The organism is Paraburkholderia sp. FT54 (assembly GCF_031585635.1).
In the GTDB taxonomy this organism is placed as follows: domain Bacteria; phylum Pseudomonadota; class Gammaproteobacteria; order Burkholderiales; family Burkholderiaceae; genus Paraburkholderia.
The window spans coordinates 345,308-362,058 of record NZ_CP134195.1 but is presented as its reverse complement, the minus strand read 5'-3'; the positions used below and the strand labels follow the sequence as shown (position 1 = coordinate 362,058).

General features: G+C 60.2%; 18 protein-coding genes. 1 reads left to right on the top strand and 17 read right to left on the bottom strand.

The features are described from left to right. Nucleotides 1-97 precede the first annotated feature (97 nt). Nucleotides 98-844: a Nif3-like dinuclear metal center hexameric protein gene (locus tag RI103_RS01735; RefSeq protein ID WP_310813733.1), complete on the bottom strand. Its 747-nt coding sequence runs from the start codon at nucleotides 842-844 to the stop codon at nucleotides 98-100. A 19-nt stretch (nucleotides 845-863) separates the two neighbouring features. On the opposite strand from RI103_RS01735, the gene RI103_RS01730 reads away from it, so the two are divergent. Beyond that, complete coding sequence (locus RI103_RS01730) at nucleotides 864-2,087, top strand: Do family serine endopeptidase (RefSeq protein ID WP_310813732.1); 1,224 nt, start codon at nucleotides 864-866, stop codon at nucleotides 2,085-2,087. 173 nt (nucleotides 2,088-2,260) lie between these two features. Here RI103_RS01730 and RI103_RS01725 read toward each other — a convergent pair whose 3' ends face one another. The 16 genes from RI103_RS01725 to hisC form a co-directional block, all read right to left on the bottom strand. Beyond that, a complete protein-coding gene (locus tag RI103_RS01725; RefSeq protein ID WP_310813731.1) occupies nucleotides 2,261-3,250 on the bottom strand; it encodes a DUF6708 domain-containing protein in 990 nt (329 codons plus the stop codon). A gap of 44 nt (nucleotides 3,251-3,294) precedes the next feature. Continuing rightward, a protein-coding gene (locus RI103_RS01720) for an IS3 family transposase (RefSeq protein WP_310812641.1) occupies nucleotides 3,295-4,658 on the bottom strand; the annotation gives its coding sequence in 2 pieces (ribosomal slippage) (nucleotides 3,295-4,196 and nucleotides 4,196-4,658; 1,365 coding nt in all). Beyond that, entirely contained in the window at nucleotides 4,655-7,435 is a 2,781-nt protein-coding gene (locus RI103_RS01715; RefSeq protein ID WP_310813730.1) for a T6SS effector BTH_I2691 family protein, read from the bottom strand. Before RI103_RS01715 ends, RI103_RS01720 begins: the two co-directional genes overlap by 4 nt. 570 nt (nucleotides 7,436-8,005) lie before the next feature. Next, nucleotides 8,006-8,785: a twin-arginine translocase subunit TatC gene (tatC, locus tag RI103_RS01710; RefSeq protein ID WP_310813729.1), complete on the bottom strand. Its 780-nt coding sequence runs from the start codon at nucleotides 8,783-8,785 to the stop codon at nucleotides 8,006-8,008. Nucleotides 8,786-8,819: 34 nt separating this feature from the next. Continuing rightward, nucleotides 8,820-9,338 (bottom strand): Sec-independent protein translocase protein TatB, encoded by a 519-nt coding sequence (tatB, locus tag RI103_RS01705; protein WP_310813728.1) that lies wholly within the window; start codon nucleotides 9,336-9,338, stop codon nucleotides 8,820-8,822. A 39-nt stretch (nucleotides 9,339-9,377) separates the two neighbouring features. Then, the gene (tatA, locus tag RI103_RS01700; RefSeq protein WP_095418099.1) at nucleotides 9,378-9,617 is read right to left on the bottom strand and encodes a Sec-independent protein translocase subunit TatA; all 240 of its coding nucleotides are present in this window, start codon (nucleotides 9,615-9,617) and stop codon (nucleotides 9,378-9,380) included. Between the two features lie 231 nt (nucleotides 9,618-9,848). Continuing rightward, the gene (locus RI103_RS01695; protein WP_310813727.1) at nucleotides 9,849-10,214 is read right to left on the bottom strand and encodes a histidine triad nucleotide-binding protein; all 366 of its coding nucleotides are present in this window, start codon (nucleotides 10,212-10,214) and stop codon (nucleotides 9,849-9,851) included. A gap of 81 nt (nucleotides 10,215-10,295) precedes the next feature. Next, a complete protein-coding gene (locus RI103_RS01690) occupies nucleotides 10,296-10,691 on the bottom strand; it encodes a hypothetical protein (protein WP_310813726.1) in 396 nt (131 codons plus the stop codon). Nucleotides 10,692-10,782: 91 nt separating this feature from the next. Then, nucleotides 10,783-11,178 (bottom strand): phosphoribosyl-ATP diphosphatase, encoded by a 396-nt coding sequence (locus tag RI103_RS01685; RefSeq protein WP_310813725.1) that lies wholly within the window; start codon nucleotides 11,176-11,178, stop codon nucleotides 10,783-10,785. Then, nucleotides 11,175-11,585, bottom strand: coding sequence for a phosphoribosyl-AMP cyclohydrolase (gene hisI / locus RI103_RS01680; protein WP_181309404.1), 411 nt, complete (start codon nucleotides 11,583-11,585; stop codon nucleotides 11,175-11,177). The genes RI103_RS01685 and hisI overlap by 4 nt, the downstream gene beginning before the upstream one ends. Nucleotide 11,586: 1 nt before the next feature. Continuing rightward, a complete protein-coding gene (hisF, locus tag RI103_RS01675) occupies nucleotides 11,587-12,360 on the bottom strand; it encodes an imidazole glycerol phosphate synthase subunit HisF (protein WP_310813724.1) in 774 nt (257 codons plus the stop codon). A gap of 260 nt (nucleotides 12,361-12,620) precedes the next feature. Then, complete coding sequence (gene hisA / locus RI103_RS01670) at nucleotides 12,621-13,373, bottom strand: 1-(5-phosphoribosyl)-5-[(5-phosphoribosylamino)methylideneamino]imidazole-4-carboxamide isomerase (RefSeq protein ID WP_042329166.1); 753 nt, start codon at nucleotides 13,371-13,373, stop codon at nucleotides 12,621-12,623. Nucleotides 13,374-13,587: 214 nt separating this feature from the next. Beyond that, nucleotides 13,588-14,229: an imidazole glycerol phosphate synthase subunit HisH gene (hisH, locus tag RI103_RS01665; protein ID WP_310813723.1), complete on the bottom strand. Its 642-nt coding sequence runs from the start codon at nucleotides 14,227-14,229 to the stop codon at nucleotides 13,588-13,590. Next, nucleotides 14,226-14,846: a MarC family protein gene (locus RI103_RS01660; protein WP_310813722.1), complete on the bottom strand. Its 621-nt coding sequence runs from the start codon at nucleotides 14,844-14,846 to the stop codon at nucleotides 14,226-14,228. The genes hisH and RI103_RS01660 overlap by 4 nt, the downstream gene beginning before the upstream one ends. A gap of 67 nt (nucleotides 14,847-14,913) precedes the next feature. Further along, complete coding sequence (gene hisB, locus RI103_RS01655) at nucleotides 14,914-15,501, bottom strand: imidazoleglycerol-phosphate dehydratase HisB (protein ID WP_012434507.1); 588 nt, start codon at nucleotides 15,499-15,501, stop codon at nucleotides 14,914-14,916. Between the two features lie 114 nt (nucleotides 15,502-15,615). Beyond that, the gene (gene hisC, locus RI103_RS01650; RefSeq protein WP_310813721.1) at nucleotides 15,616-16,686 is read right to left on the bottom strand and encodes a histidinol-phosphate transaminase; all 1,071 of its coding nucleotides are present in this window, start codon (nucleotides 16,684-16,686) and stop codon (nucleotides 15,616-15,618) included. Nucleotides 16,687-16,751 lie beyond the last annotated feature (65 nt).

Here is a 16,751-nt window from a genome sequence, read left to right as displayed (position 1 = left end):
CGTACGAATCGCAAACTTTTGCGCGCCTCCTTTTAAGTGCCCTCTCCGTTATTCGCGCCTTTTTCTTCGCTAATGCGTTTTACGTAAATTTTGCGATTCAGACGGGATTAGGGATATCGATAAAGAGGTGCTCGATATCGAACGACTCGGACAGATGCTTACCCACCGCCTGCACGCCGAAACGCTCGGTTGCATGGTGGCCGGCCGCGAGAAAAGCGACGCCGCTTTCCGCCGACGTGTGCATCACCGACTCCGATACTTCGCCGGTCAGATAGACGTCGGCGCCCGCGTTGATGGCCGCGTCGAACATGCCTTGCGCGGCACCCGTGCACCAGCCCACCCGGCGCAGTTCGCGGTCCGCGTCGCCGAACACGAGCGGCGTGCGGCCGAGCGTCTGCTCGACTTGCGCGGTGAAGTGCGCGAGCGTGATCGGCATCGGAAACGTGGCGAGCCAGCCGAGGTCGTTCTCGCCGAAGCGCGCGTCGCTGATCCAGCCCATCTTCTGGCCGATCTGCGCGTTGTTGCCGAACTCGGGATGGTCGTCGAGCGGCAGGTGATAGGCGAACAGGTTCAGGTCGTTGGCGATCAGCAGCTTCAGCCGCGCGTGTTTGCGGCCGGTGATCTGCGGCGCTTCGTTGCGCCAGAAGTAGCCGTGATGGACCAGCACGGCGTCCGCGCCCCAGTCGAGCGCGGCCTCCAGGAAGGCCGCCGAAGCGGTCACGCCGGTCGCGAGCTTATTGATCTTGCGACGCCCTTCGACCTGCAGTCCATTGGGGCAATAGTCCTTGAAGCGCGCGGTTTCAAGAAGATTGTTCAAGTACAATTCAAGTTCGATCCGATCCATATAAACCTCTAGTCTTCAGATGCTTAGACGCTTTTGGCTGTTCTTTGCTCAAGCGGTGACCGTGCTGTTGGCGCTCATGTTCATCATTGCGACTCTCAAACCGCAGTGGCTCCAGCGTCAAGGGCAATTCGGCAAGCAACTCGCCGAACCGATCGTCGCCCTGCGAGAAGTAGCGCCAGGCATCGGCAGCGGCCCAGCTCAGGCGTCGTATGCGGACGCCGCGCAAAAGGCCATGCCCGCGGTCGTCAATGTGTTCTCCAGCAAGGATGGCTCACTGCCACCCGACCCACGCGCGAAAGATCCGCTGTTCCGCTACTTCTTCGGCGACAAGAACCGCAAGCAGCAGGAACAACCCGCGTCCAATCTGGGCTCCGGCGTGATAGTGAGTTCGGAAGGGTACATTCTAACGAACCAGCACGTCGTAGACGGCGCTGATCAGATCGAAATCGCGCTGGCCGACGGCCGCACCACGAATGCGAAGGTGATCGGCGTCGACCCGGAAACGGATCTGGCCGTGCTCAAGGTCAACATGACCAACCTGCCCACCATCACGCTCGGCCGCATGGACCAGACGCGCGTGGGCGACGTGGTGCTCGCCATCGGCAATCCGTTCGGCGTCGGACAGACGGTGACCATGGGCATCGTCAGCGCGCTCGGACGTAATCACCTCGGCATCAACACGTTCGAAAACTTCATTCAGACCGACGCGGCCATCAACCCCGGCAACTCGGGCGGCGCGCTGGTCGACGTGAACGGTAACCTGCTCGGCATCAACACCGCCATCTATTCGCGCTCGGGTGGCTCGCTCGGCATCGGCTTCGCGATTCCCGTCTCGACGGCGCGCAGCGTGCTGGAGAGCATCATCACCACGGGTTCGGTCACGCGCGGCTGGATCGGCGTCGAGCCGCAGGACGTCACGCCGGAGATCGCCGAATCGTTCGGGCTGGATCAGAAGTCGGGCGCGATTGTCGCGGGCGTGCTGAAGAACGGGCCCGCGGACCGCGCGGGCATCAAGCCGGGTGACATTCTCATGAGCGTGAACGGCCAGGAAATCACCGACACCACGCGCCTGCTGAACGTGATCGCGCAGATCAAGCCGGGCACGGCCGCGAAGGTGCATCTGGTGCGCAAGAGCCGGGAGATGGATCTGGAGGTCACTATCGGCAAACGCCCGCCTCCGCCGAAGCAACCGGCCGAGGACAACGGCGGCGGCAGTGGTGATCAGGACGACGACGGCGGTTGATTTGGCGACGCAACGGCGGCGACCGTGGCCGCCTTGAATATTCAGCGAGCTGAGATTCCGCGCATGCGCGCCAACTCCCCCCGCGTTGCCCCTCAGCCGACACAAGGCATGCGCGTCTCCGAATGTCCGGGCCACGCATGTCAGTTCAAAGCGTTGCGTTGTTCATGTGCGTGTCATTTATTCAGACGCCGATTCCGCGCCTGAATTGCTTGCCATTCCCCGCGTGCATCTCTGACTGGGCCCCCAGAAAATTCTGGTTCGCCCCAGTGATAAATGTCGTCTGGCGCGATAGCTGATTCGGCCACAATTTCGGAAGGCCAGACTGGTTCCCTGCAGCTTTTCATTACGACCCAACGCATGCCGGTGATCAATGCGGCGAACACCCATTTGATCAACGGTATCGGCAAGAAAATATTGCAATAGGAAGTCGCACAGATAAATTGATTCTTCAGGCTCACATTCGGCGACTTGACGATGTGGATGTCTTTGGGCAAAGCCTGCGGACCTTGCTCCATGTACACGACAATGAACTTCCAGATCTGCTGGATGGGCTCCCTGGTGCTGAAGAAATTGCCTACTGCGAAAGTATCGATGACTTTATCGCCATCCATGACATGTCCGCGCAGATCGAGCAGGCTCCGGGCCAACGTGCCTTTGCCGATGTGGAAATAGGCCTGATCCCACGGTACCGAAAGGACGCCACCGGATCCTTTGTGCCGGAACACGTGAATCATCCGCGTTTTGCGGTTGAAGCGAATGGGAAAATGGGTATAGGTGAAAAATTCCTGGCCTATGGTTCGTTTGGCGATAAAGAGGACACACGTGACTACCGTGAACAGAACACAAATCATGATCCACACGATCCACGGCGACTCAATTTTTCCCGCCAGTAGGTCAGGCATCACCATGCGGAGCGCAAACCCGCCGCCACCCAAGCCAAACAGCGTGCAAACGAGTGCCAGAATGTTGCTCATTCCCCCTCGTATCGTGAACGAGCGATCGATCATATCAAGGCAGGTCGAGTTGAAATGGATCAGGCTCGCGCGGTCATCAACCTCCACGCCGCCAAGCTGTTTGAGGTCCCTCACTAGTCCGTCCTGACGCCGCTCGGCAGCGGTGATCTGGTCGGGCGTGTCGAAGGGATAGAAAAAACCGCTTTCCATGACCTAACCTGTGAACTGACCCCGCAAAGTTGGACAGTTTGAGTTCAGGTTTGAGCGGGCTGGGTTCTGTACATCACAGGACTCAGCCCGTTCAGTTTGAGCTTGATGCGTTTGTGGTTGTAGTAGTGAATGTATTGTCTGATGCCAGCCTTCAACTCGTCGATACTTTCAAACCTGCTCAGCCGGAAGAACTCCGCCTTGAGCGTGCCAAAGAAGCTTTCCATTGCCGCATTGTCGTAGCAGTTTGCCTTGCGCGACATGCTCTGCGTCAGGCCGTGTTGATCCAGCAGCCTCCGGTAAGCAGGCATCTGGTACTGCCAGCCCTGGTCTGAATGCAGCAGCGGGGTCTCCTGGGGACCAAGCTTTGCCAGCGCTTTTTTTAGCATGCTGCTGACCAGATCGAAGACCGGTCGGGTGTTCATCTGATAAGCCACGATCTCGCCGTTATACAGATCCATGATCGGCGAGAGATACAGCTTCTGACCCAGCACGTTGAACTCCGTCACGTCCGTCACCCACTTCTGATTGGGCTGCTGTGCGCTGAACTCGCGGTTTAACAGGTTCGGCGCAATACGGCCGACTTCGCCGCGCCATGAGCGGTATTTCTTCGCGCGCACCAGCGATTTCAGTTTCAGTTCTCCCATCAGACGTTGCACCGTCTTGTGGTTCACGCTCGGGCCTGCCTGCCGGATCGCCGCCGTGATGCGCCGGTAGCCATAACGGCCCTTGTGGCGTTCATACACAGTCTTGATGCGGGTTTTGAGGTCCTTGTGCCGCTCACCGGCATCCGGCACGCTCAACTGGTAATAGAACGTGCTGCGCGCCAGACCCGCTGCCTTCAGCAAAGCGGGCATCGGGTGGTGCTGCCGGAGCTCCTGCACTATTTGCGCTTTTTCTTCTGCACGCCCTGCTTCTTTGCCTGAAGCAGGGCATCGAGCTTTTTTAGATAGGCCACCTCCGCGCGCAGGTACTCGTTTTCCTTGAGCAACTGCTCACGCGTGCGCTTATCTGGCGCACTGTCTTCGGTCGGCTTTTCAGGAACTGGCTGGGTCATGGTTTTGCGGCGCCATCGTGGACGAGGCGCCAGTGCGTCGATACCGCCTTCATGATACCGGCGTTCCCATTGCGCTATGCAGCCCGGACTGCGGATGTCGAACACCGCAGCCACCTGCCGGTATGGCAAATCCTTCTGCCACATGTGCATGAGTACCGACATCCTGAACTGCGCGTCATAGTGACTGAATTTCTTGCGCAGTCCGTCCCGTCCATGTTGCTCGTAGGCCGAAATCCACAGCTGTAAAACCGAGCGACTCACTCCATACCGCTTTGCAAGTACCTCGACACCAGCCGAACCGGCCACGTACTGCTTCACCAGCTTCAGCTTTAACTGCTCACTGTACTTCGTCATGAAAAACACCCCAAAAGGTTGGATCGGTGTCCAACTTTTGGGGTGCAGTTCACTGCCGCCAGTTTTGCCAAGGCGGCCTGTTGTTCCATCAGACTATGAAATCGGTCCCGTCCGTTTTCCAGTGAGCCAAATTTTGATTTCGCCAGCCACTTCTGGATGTCGTCCGTCTTGAACTGCCCGACTGCCCAGATGGCAGCCATCACCAACAAGCCAATCACCAGGCCCACCCCCGTCCACGCACTCAGAACCATGAATGCAGCCGCTATTTCAGCAACGCCCAGTACCAACATCGTGAATCCGAGGCTGTGGTTGTACTCGTATTCCTCCGTCCCTTCCCACATCTGAAGCGCCGCCGCCAGGACGCCGCCAATAATTCCCACCCACTGCCCTGTGCCGACGAGCCATTTGGCGTTGAACTCCTGAACGAGGCCTAGATTGCGCATTGCAAGACTGATTGGCGACTCCGCCCACGGCATCTTTTCAACCATCCGACCGGTCGTCTCCATTGAGCTACCGATCAGCGAAGCCACCCCCGACGCAAAATTCAGCGACCCCGGCCCCTTCCCATCAGACCTGATCAACTCCCGGTACGACGCGCCAAGCGTGGCTGCATTCAGGATCGCGCCGATTACGCCTGCCTTCACTTCTGCATTGAACAGCCCGCGACTGCTTGTTTCCAATAATCGCTCGAAGGTTTCCGGTTTCACAGTGGTCAGCCGCGCGGCGTTATTGGCACCCTGCATCGTCTTGAGTCGAGCCCTGTCGATTAAAAACAGCCCTCTGAATAAAGCGCTCTCTTTCCCTTTTGCCTCGATTATTAACGCCTCGACGCTGCCATACAGGTTCTGCGCGCCCCCTCCAGATCTCGCGGCAATCGCTCGCGCCAATGCCTTTGCCGCCTGCCGGGGTGACTGCACGCCGCGCACGTCCACCAATTCCAGATTCGGATTTTCTGCCTGCAGCACACCCAACATGAGCGTCATTAACCGGCGCTCCGGCAACTTCGCAAGACCGATTTCGGCGACCTCATTCAATGCGGTGCCTAATCGCTCCGTGATAGGCCCAGCGAGCTGATACAGATATTTCGAGAGATTGGCAAACGGCCCCTTGATGCCCCGCCCTAAGCTGCTCACCACAAACGTATCCTTGACCGCCTCATAAAACTTGCCGATCCCTTCGTCAAAGGTCATGTCGTGGGCGCCGCCTCTCCGGACCGCAGCTTCGGCCCACGCCGCCGCCAGACGCTGCTGGTTGAAGATCAAGGCACGCAGTACCACGTTGCTGGAAGTGACCGGGTCCTCGGTCAAGCAGTCCTTAAAATACCGCGCCGATCCCGTGCGCCCGCTGGCTTGCTCGATGCAGCCATGCACCACCTGCTGGTAGATCGCTCCGTTATTGGCATCGGCCTGATCGAAGTTGTGCTCGAAGTGCTGTGCGAGCGCCTTACTCTTCATCCACGCAATATAGGCATGGTCCAACGGCGCAATGACGTCACGATCCAGCTTGAGCAGATCGTCGCGGTACTGAGCTAATTCTTTTCCCAGTGAATCCTGATCGAGCATGCTCGCGTAGCGGGGCCACGTGTCGGCGTCCAGCCGCATCTTGTCAGCGGAACGCACCACACCGGCCTGATCAAGATTCCGGTTCATCGCCGAGAGGTTGCCACTATTGCGAATCAGCACCGACGGCACGAACGGCAACGCGACGGCCGCCGCTGTCTGCTGCTTCGCAGCCTGTCCTACCATCGCGCCATTCAGCACCGCCTTGTGAATCGCCTCTATGGCGCTTGTCGTAGCCACGTGCCATTTCCGCTCGGCATGTTCTGTAAATTCGACACACCGCTGAATAGCCAGCCCGTTCAACTCCATCGTGATGCCGACCGGGTCTTGCACCCCTGCTAGCGCGGCGGGCCATGGCTTGCAAGCGCTCTCCCCCCACACGGTCAGGGCGTCTTTTTCCTGGCTTGCCAGAGAGAACGGCTGCGGCGAAAAATCCCACGCTGCACTATTCACCGTTCCACTCGTTACTGCCGTGTTGAGCGCGCTGACGAGCCACTGTTGCATCTTCGGCGCCATTGTCGCCAAAACCTGCTGGCACCGCGGGTTGGCTTCGATCAGATCTTCAGGGCGCTGATACGGCAACGGCAGAAACTGCTGAAGATGCGCGCGCGTCTCCTTCCGCAAAGCAGTGGCATCAACTGCGAATTCGGCCACGTGATCAAGCGCGTCGAATCCTGCCATATGAACCGGATGGCCACCCTCCCGCCAACTCTTCACATCGATGCACTGCATGTGCGCCTCCCGATACTCGGGCGACGCGTGTCGGCGAAGCACCGTAGCCGTCCAGGGTACGCTGCTGAAACCGAGCCATACCCGCGTGGCATAGACAGCGTCTTTGATTGCGATGCATCGGGCCTTGTAGGGGTCGCTTTTTGCCTTGCAAGCTTTGCTGAATGTCTTTGTGGCGACAATTGGAGGCGGTGATTTGGCGAACACATCGAAAGAAAACAAATAACTCTGTTCATTCACGACATAGGCCGACCATTCGTTGCGGTGCTCATCGAATACGTAAAGGTAACCAGCACGCAACAACCGCAGCGTGTAGCGCGCCAAGTCCGCCGGCAGTCCTACAGACGCAACGTCGGCGTCGAAGGGCGCCGGAAGCGGCGGAGCGCTTCCCAAATCGGCACGTGCGATCGCAAATCGTACTGGGAGGATCGGCAGACCAACCCTGTCGCAGAACGAGCAAACGTCGGGTGGCGTGGAAGATGGGGACATCGCCATATGCTAGTTTGTGTCGGTCCGTTTAAGCTTTGGCAATGGAGCGATATGACTATCGGGCGACACAGGGGCGCCAAAAGACCGAATACAAATCGCACCAAGCCAGGAGGTAGTCTGAATGATCGACCAGGCGTCTCCAATTGTTAGAAGCCTAGCGTCGACAAATTAGACTCCATAAATTTTCAAATTTCCAAGTCAAAATAGCATTAATGATTTATCGACTCTCAACTTGCGAATATTCATCAGCCGCGAAGGAATTTTCCGATCGATCGGATTAATTCCAACAAGATTTCATTAAACATTGGCGGGAGAATGGATCATAAAATACCCAGATCATCCCAATAACTGGCGTTTATTTTTAAGAATTGACGTGATTTTTTCAAATCAGCGAAGTACACCGAATATTCACATAGCCTTGTGTTTATGCGGAAGACCTTCAATTTCGAGTTTGAACAGAAACCCTCCGGATCAGCCACTCGTCAGTCTGTGTTTCAAGCAAAACAAAAAGGGCAGTCCATCACGGACTGCCCTTTTTGTTTGCGTTGAACTCGCCGAAGCGCTAGACCATTATTCCGACGCGCTCGCGTCTTCGATCACCACCGGCTGCTTACCCACGATCAACCGCGCCGCGATAATCCCCGCCTCGTAAAGCACGATCAGTGGAATCGCCAGAATCAGTTGCGAGAACACGTCCGGCGGCGTGACCACGGCCGAAATAACAAACGCACCGACAATCACATACGGACGAATCTCCTTGAGTTTCTTGAGCGTCACCACGTTCATGCGCACCAGCAGCACCACGACAATCGGCACTTCGAACGTCACGCCGAACGCGATGAACATGGTCAGCACGAAACTCAGGTAATTGTCGATGTCCGTGGTCATCTCCGCGCCGAGCGGCGCGTTGTAGTGCGCCATCACGCGGAAGATGGTCGGAAACACCACGAAATACGCGAAGGCCATGCCGCACAGGAACAGCGTGTAGCTGCTGCCCACCAGCGGCCCGACCAGCTTCTTCTCGTGCTGGTAAAGACCCGGCGCGACAAACGCCCAGATCTGATACAGCACGATTGGCAGCGCGATCACGAAGGCCACCAGCATGGTCACCTTCATCGGCACGAAGAACGAGCCGGTGACGTCGGTGACGATCATCTTGCCGTCCTTCGGCAGGTTCTGCATCAGGGGGCGCGCCAGTAGCCGGAAAATATCCGGCGCCCAGTACACGAGTCCGACGAACACCACGACGACGGCTAGGCCGGCGCGAATAATACGGTCGCGCAATTCAACGAGGTGGGAAATGAAGGTCTCTTCAGTGCCTTCGTCCTGGCTATGCTGGGGGTCGCTCACACCGGCCCTCGGTTAGAGATTGTCGTTCTGATCATCAGAGGAACCGCGTCGGACGACGCATGGTGGATGGCGTATGTCGCGCTACGCGCGCCGCACCTGATTGCACACGCGTGCGCCGCGTGGTCGCGCGCTTGTACCAGGTGGGCATGGCCGTCTGCTTGACGCGCCAGTTCTTGCGTTTGGGCGCCGTAGCCGGCGTGCTGCTCGGCCACGACGTATTGCCGACGTCTTCGAGCGCGCCACCGGCAATGCTCGGCGACACCGACGTGCCGCTGTTCCACGCATCGTTCAGTTCGGTCTCATGCTTGCGCAGATTGTCCTGAACGGAGGTTTCGACGTTGGTCGCGGCCGCTTCGAACTCGCTTTTCATACGACGCAGCTCGTCGAGTTCGATTTCGCGCGTGACTTCGGCCTTCACGTCGTTGATATACCGCTGCGCGCGGCCGAACAACGCGCCGGCCGTGCGGGCAACGCGTGGCAGGCGCTCAGGGCCGAGTACGACCAGCGCGACGACGCCGATCAGCGCCATCTTGGTTAGACCGAGGTCCAGCATGAAGTGGAATGTCCGTCAGTAACGCGGTTGAGCCGCGGCTTAGCGGTAATCGCCCGAACGCGGCGCCTTTTCCTTCGCTTCCACATCCACGGCGCCGTTGCGCGGCAGTTCGCGCTGCTGCGCTTCGCCTGCCGGCGTTTCGGCTTCCTTCATGCCTTCCTTGAAGCCCTTCACCGCGCCACCCAGATCGGTGCCGATATTGCGCAGCTTCTTCGTGCCGAACACGAGCGCCACGATCAACAACACGATCAGCCAATGCCAAATACTCAACGAACCCATGACAACTCTCCTTAACCCCGACACCGCACCGTGATGCGGCGAAACTCGTACGCCTTGCGGCATGAATCGAAGCGCGTACGCTTCATCTATACGTTACCGCGAGCCCTTCCGGTTCAACCCGCGACACGGTATGTCATTGTGCCCAGCCGATCGCGTCGGCTCCGTTACAGTGCGGCAAAAAAAACAACGACCGCTCTATTGTCCACGACCAAAACTCATTGCGCAGCCACGTCAGCCCATGCGCTGCCAGGGGCGCGGTCCCGCGAGAATGTGGGCGTGCAGGTGGTACACCTCTTGCCCGCCACCGGGCCCGGTATTGATTACCGTGCGAAAACCCGTTTCACCGCCCGTGTATGCCACGCCCAACTGATCGGCCAGACGCGCCGCCAAGACAATCATTCTACCAAGCAGCGGCGCATCGCTTTCGGTGCAATTCGACAGCGTGGCAATGTGCTTCCGCGGGATCACCAGCACATGCGTTTCGGCGGCCGGACGAATGTCGCGGAAGGCGACGAACTCGTCGTCTTCGTGGACTCTGGTCGACGGGATTTCGCCGGCGGCGATCTTGCAGAAAAGGCAGTTCGGGTCGTGGCTCATCGTATTCCTGACACAGTATGGCTGGGGCGCGAAGCGTATGCGGCGCGATTCATGTCAGGCCCGGCAAACGTCGGACGAAACTCAGAACCAGCCGCGCGGATTCGCAAGCGGCTTGCTATCGTACAGATACAGCCAGCCTTTGATAATACGGTACAACATCCAGATGCTCACGGCCCACAGAACCGGAATGCCGATCACCACGAACAGGAGCACGCCGCCGATCGCATAACCGAGCAAGGCCATCCAGAAGGAACGGATCTGCCACTCGAAATGGGCTTCGTACGGCGTGCCCAACACGTCGGCCCGCTTCACGTAGTTGATGATAATCGCGACCAAGATCGTCAGGCCGCCCGTCAGCCAGTGGACCGCATATAGCGCGTACAGCACGTGTGTGAGCGTACGCAGGCTGCGCTCGCGCTCAGGCTCGATAGCATTGCGATAGACCGGCGGCGGATAGCTCTCGTGCGACTGTTCCATGCTTGCGTCCTCCCAAGGATGCGTCAGATGCGTTCAGTGCAATATGGGCGCCGGTGCTCTTCACTTCAAGCCTGGAGCGGACCAACCACGCTCAGTCGCCGTTCTGCTCGCGGTCGCGGCTTTTGCGCAGCGCCTTTTCCTCGATACCCGACATGCCTTCGCGGCGCTCGAGTTCGGCGAGTACGTCCGCCGGGCTCAGATCGAAGTGCGACAGCATCACGAGGCAGTGGAACCACAGGTCCGCGACTTCGCCGACCAGCGCCTTCGGCGCCCCACCGTGGCGCGCGTCTTTGGCGGCCAGCACGACTTCGGTGGCTTCTTCGCCGATCTTCTTCAGCACCGCGTCGTCGCCCTTGTGGAACAGGCGCGACACGTAGGAAACGTCCGGATCGCCGCCCTTGCGGCTGTCGATGATCGCCGCGAGGCGCATCAGCGTGTCATTCGTGGACGCGGGGTCGGACGACGTGATTTGCGTGGATTGCGTCATTTGTAGATGTGTTCGGGGTCTTTCAGCACGGGATCGACGGCGACCCAGTCGCCATCCTCCACCGAGCCTTCGAATTTCTGGAAAAAGCACGAGTGGCGGCCGGTGTGGCAGGCAATGCCCGACACCTGCTCCACTTTGAGCAAGACGACGTCTTCGTCGCAATCGAGCCGCACTTCGTGCACATGCTGCACGTGGCCGGACTCTTCGCCCTTGAACCACAGGCGCTGGCGCGAACGCGAGAAATACACCGCGCGGTTGGTTTCGATGGTCTTCGCCAGTGCCTCGCGGTTCATCCACGCGAACATCAGCACGTCGTTCGTCGACGCTTCCTGCGCGATCACCGGCACGAGGCCGTTCGCGTCCCACTTGACCTTGTCGAGCCAATTGACTGCCGAGGGATTCACCACGTCACAACCTCACCGAAATGCCCTGATCGGCCATGAAGCGCTTGGCCTCGCCCACGGTGTGTTCGCCGTAATGGAAGATGCTCGCGGCGAGCACCGCGTCCGCATGGCCGCTTTTGATGCCGTCGGCCAGATGCTGCAGGTTGCCCACGCCGCCCGAAGCGATCACCGGAATCGGCACCGCGTCGGACACCGCGCGCGTGAGCGCGAGGTCGAAGCCGCTCTTGGTGCCGTCGCGGTCCATGCTGGTGAGCAGGATTTCGCCGGCACCGAGTTCGGCCATCTTGCGCGCCCATTCGACGGCTTCGAGGCCGGTGGCCTTGCGTCCGCCGTGCGTGAAGACTTCCCAGCGCGGCGCTTCGCCGTCCGCGGAGACGCGCTTCGCGTCGATCGCGACGACGATGCATTGCGAGCCGTATTTGTCCGTCGCGTCTTTCACGAGCTGCGGATTCGCCACCGCCGACGAGTTCATGCTGATCTTGTCCGCGCCCGCGTTGAGCAAGCGCCGCACGTCTTCGACGGCGCGCACGCCGCCGCCAACCGTCAGCGGAATGAACACTTGCGAGGCGACCGCCTCGATGATCGGCAGGATCAGATCGCGCTGATCGGAAGTCGCGGTGATGTCGAGGAAGGTGAGTTCGTCGGCGCCCTGATCGTCGTAACGGCGGGCGATTTCGACCGGGTCGCCCGCATCGCGCAGTTCGACGAAGTTGACGCCCTTGACCACGCGGCCAGCCGCGACGTCGAGACAGGGGATGATGCGTTTAGCTAGAGCCATGATCTTGCAATTCTGCCATTACCGCTGATTAGGCCGCTCGCCTGGGGCAAGCGGCGCAAGGTCGGCGCGGCCAGTCGCGCCGGGGCGCCGCCGAGTCGCTCAGTCGCGCTCGTTCGGCTTGAGGCGTCCGACCGCGTGTGGCCGCGCTGTTCGACGCCGGCGAATCCTCCAGCACGGCGCCGACTCACGAGGAAGCATGAGATGACACGCGCGGCGCTGGTCTGCGAGCCCGCGATGCCGCAGGGCCTGCATTCGCCGCCTTAAGCGTCGTCCGATTCGCGCAGCCGGTCCGCGAGGGTTTGCGCGGCCGCGAAGTCGAGATCGCCCGAGTAAATCGCCCGGCCGCAGATCACACCCTCGATGCCTTCGTCCTCGACTTCGCACAGCGATTCGATGTCCGCCAGGTTCGACAAGCCACCGCTCGCGATCACCGGAATTTTCACCGCGCGCGCGAGGCGCACCGTCGCTTCGATGTTGATGCCCTGGAGCATGCCGTCACGGCCGATGTCGGTGTAGATGATCGACTCACAGCCGTAGTCCTCGAACTTGCGCGCGAGATCGGCCACTTCGTGACCGGTCAGCTTGCTCCAGCCGTCGGTGGCGACCTTGCCGTCTTTCGCATCCAGCCCGACGATGATATGGCCGCCGAACGCCGTGCACGCGTCCTGCAAAAAGCCGGGATTCTTCACCGCCGCCGTGCCGATGATCACGTACGACAAACCGTCGTCCAGATAACGCTCGATCGTATTCAGGTCGCGGATGCCGCCGCCCAGTTGCACGGGAATCTCGCCGCCCACTTCCTCGATGATCGCGCGAATCGCGTCTTCATTCTTCGGCTTGCCGGCGAACGCGCCATTCAGGTCGACGAGGTGCAGACGCCGGGCACCGCGATCGACCCAGTGTCGGGCCATCGCCGCCGGTTCCTCGGAAAATATCGTCGCCTGGTCCATATCGCCCTGTTTGAGGCGTACACACTGACCGTCTTTCAGGTCGATGGCGGGAATCAGCAGCATAGCAATCGGGTGTTGTCTGGGAAGGGGTTGAAGGTCGGCGGCGGCGGCTGATGGTCCAGCCCGCCGGGACGCCGTTTCGCTAGTTTAGTACAACTCTTTCGACGCCCTTGCGCGGCGTCATGGGGGAGCGAAATCGTGGTGGTGCAATTGCGGCGCGCTGCACACGTTCCGCTCGTGGCGAAACGGCGCACGGCAACAGAATGAAGAAAGGCGCTCACGGGTTCCAGTGCACGAAGTTGCGATACACGCGCAGGCCCGCTTCGGCGCTCTTTTCCGGGTGGAATTGAGTCGCGAAGATGTTATCCCGCGCCACCGCCGAGGTAAAGGGCACACCGTACACCGTTTCGCCCGATGTATGAGCGGCATTGTCCGGCACCACGTAATAACTGTGCACGAAGTAGAAGAACGCGTTGTCCGCGACGCCGTCCCACAGTGGGTGCGGCTGCGCCTGACGCACGCGGTTCCAGCCCATTTGCGGGACCTTGAAGCGCGAGCCGTCGTCCTGCACCTGGCCTTCCAGGTCGAAGCGCAGCACTTTGCCGGGCAACAGGCCCAAGCCCCGCGTGCCGCCCTCCGCGCTCCAGTCGAACAGCATCTGCTCACCGATGCATACGCCCATCAGCGGCTTGCTGCGCGACGCTTCAACCACCGCTTCCTGCAGGCCGGACTCGGCCAGACTGCGCATGCAGTCGGGCATCGCGCCCTGGCCGGGCAGCACGACGCGGTCGGCCGCGCGAATCGCTTCCGGCCGGTCGACGATCGCCACGTCCGCTTCCGGCGCGGCTTTGCGCAGTGCCTGGGCCACCGAACGCAGGTTGCCCATTCCGTAATCCACAATCGCTATCGAAGTTTTCATTTCAAGTTAGGCAGCAATGCCTTCAATCCATCGACGATGAATTCCACCGCCAGCGCCGATAACATCAAACCCATGAGCCGCGTGCCGATGTTGATACCCGTGCGACCGACCCAACGGGCAATCGGTTCGGCGAGACGCAGCGAAAAAAAGCAGATCGCCGCCAACACCGCGCCGATCGCGACGAGGCTGATCCGGTCGTACCAATGCGCCGAGCCGGCCGCGTAAATGATCGTTGTGCTGATCGCGCCCGGTCCGGTCAGCAGCGGAATCGCCAGCGGCACGACCGCGATGTTGTCCTTCTGCTCGGCTTCATGGCGCTCTTCCGGCGTCGAGCGGCTGTTGCCGATCTGCGCGTTCAGCATGTTGATTGCCATCAGCAGCATGATGATCCCGCCGCCCACTTCGAGCGACCCGACAGAAATGCCGAAGAAGCTGATGATCTGCTGCCCGAGCAGCGCGGTGATCGTGATCACGCAGAACACCGAAATAGCCGCGATCCGGATGGTTCTACGCCGCTCGGCATCGCTCTGATTCGCCGTCAGGCTCATGAAGAACGGGATGGCGCCGACCGGATTGATCAGTGCCAGCAGCGAAATAAACGACTTCAGAATGTCCATCGCACACCGGGCGCGAGCGTAGTGGGCGCTGGTCCCGGTCCAGGTAAATAAGCCGGCTAATGAGCGCTTAAAGGCTGCCCTTGGTCGACGGAATCTGCCCCGCCGCGCGTTCGTCCAGTTCGGTGGCCATGCGCAACGCACGCCCGAACGCCTTGAACACCGTTTCCATCTGATGATGGGCGTTCAGGCCGCGCAGGTTGTCGATATGCAGCGTGACGCCCGCATGATTCACGAAGCCGCGGAAAAACTCGATCGACAGATCGACGTCGAACGTGCCGATGCGCGCGCGCGTGAACGGCACGTGGAATTCGAGGCCCGGACGGCCGGAAAAATCGATCACGACACGCGACAGCGCCTCGTCGAGCGGCACGTAGGAATGCCCATAGCGGACGATGCCCTTGCGGTCGCCGATTGCTTTCGCGACGGCTTGGCCGAGCGTGATGCCGGTGTCTTCGACCGTGTGATGGTCGTCGATATGCAGGTCGCCATGCGCTTCGATTTCGAGGTCGAACAATCCATGCCGCGCGATCTGATCGAGCATATGGTCCAGAAACGGCACGCCGGTGGCCAGCTTTTGCTGACCGGTGCCGTCCAGATTGATCTTCACACGGATCTGCGTTTCGCTGGTGTTGCGAACGACTTCCGCAAGGCGCATGGTAATTCCTCGAATCTAGCTAGAAAGCGATAGGTAGGTGGGATGGGAAACGGCGGGCCACGCGCGCTTTTCCGCAATATGGGAAAACGCCTGCGCGGCCGTTCGGCACGCCGTTCAGTTCAGCACGAGTTTCAGTGCAGCGAGCAATTGGGCGTTTTCTTCCGGCGAACCGACAGTCAAACGCACGCAATTGGCCAGCAATGCATGCATTTTACTCACGTTTTTGATCAGAACCCGCGCCGCGAGGAGCGTTTCGAACAGAACCGACGCATCGGGCACGCGTACGAGCAGAAAGTTGCCGGCGCTCGGAAACACTTCGGCGCCCGGTAATTGGGACACCGCGTGCGCGAGTTTCGTGCGTTCGTCGCGCAATTGCGCCGCTTGCGAGTCGAGCACGTCGACGTGGTCGAGCAGGAAATCGGCGGCGGCTTGCGTGAGTACGTTGGTGTTGTACGGCGGCCGCACTTTGTCGAATTCGGTCAGCCAGGCCGGTTTGCCGACCAGATAGCCGAGACGGATGCCGGCAAGGCCGAGCTTGGACACCGTGCGCATCACGACGACATTGTCGAACGCGTCGGCGCGCGGCAGCCAGCTTTTCTGCGCGAACGGCTGGTAAGCCTCGTCGATCACCACGAGGCTCTTATTAGCCGCGGCGATGATGCGCTCCATGTCGGCGTCGTCGTATAGCGTGCCGGTCGGGTTGTTCGGGTAGGCAAGATAGATGATCGCCGGCTGATGCTCGGCGATCGCGGCCAGCATCGCTTCGGTATCGAGCGTGAAATCCGCTTTCAGCGGCACGCCGACGAACTCGAGATTCGCCAGCTTCGCCGACATCTGATACATCACGAAACCCGGCACCGGCGCGAGCACCTTGGCGCCCGGCTGCGCGCACGCGATCGACACCATGCTGATGATTTCATCCGAGCCGTTGCCGAGCAGCACGTCGCAGCCGGCCGGCACGCCCATCACGCGCTTGATCTTCTCGATCAGCGCGTCCGGACGCGGCGCCGGATAGCGGTTCAGCGCGACGCCGGCCAGATGCTCGCCCAGATGCGCGGCCAGCACCGGCGGCAGCGTAAACGGATTCTCCATCGCGTCGAGCTTGATGTAGCCCGTGGCGTCTGGAACCGGATAGCTCGTCATCGCGAGCACGTCGCGGCGGATGATGTCTTGAGGTGTCGTCATAGATTGGTGGAGCGGTCGCAAGGGAACGCCGGCCCGGCGTCGGCGGCATGCGGGCCGCCACTGGT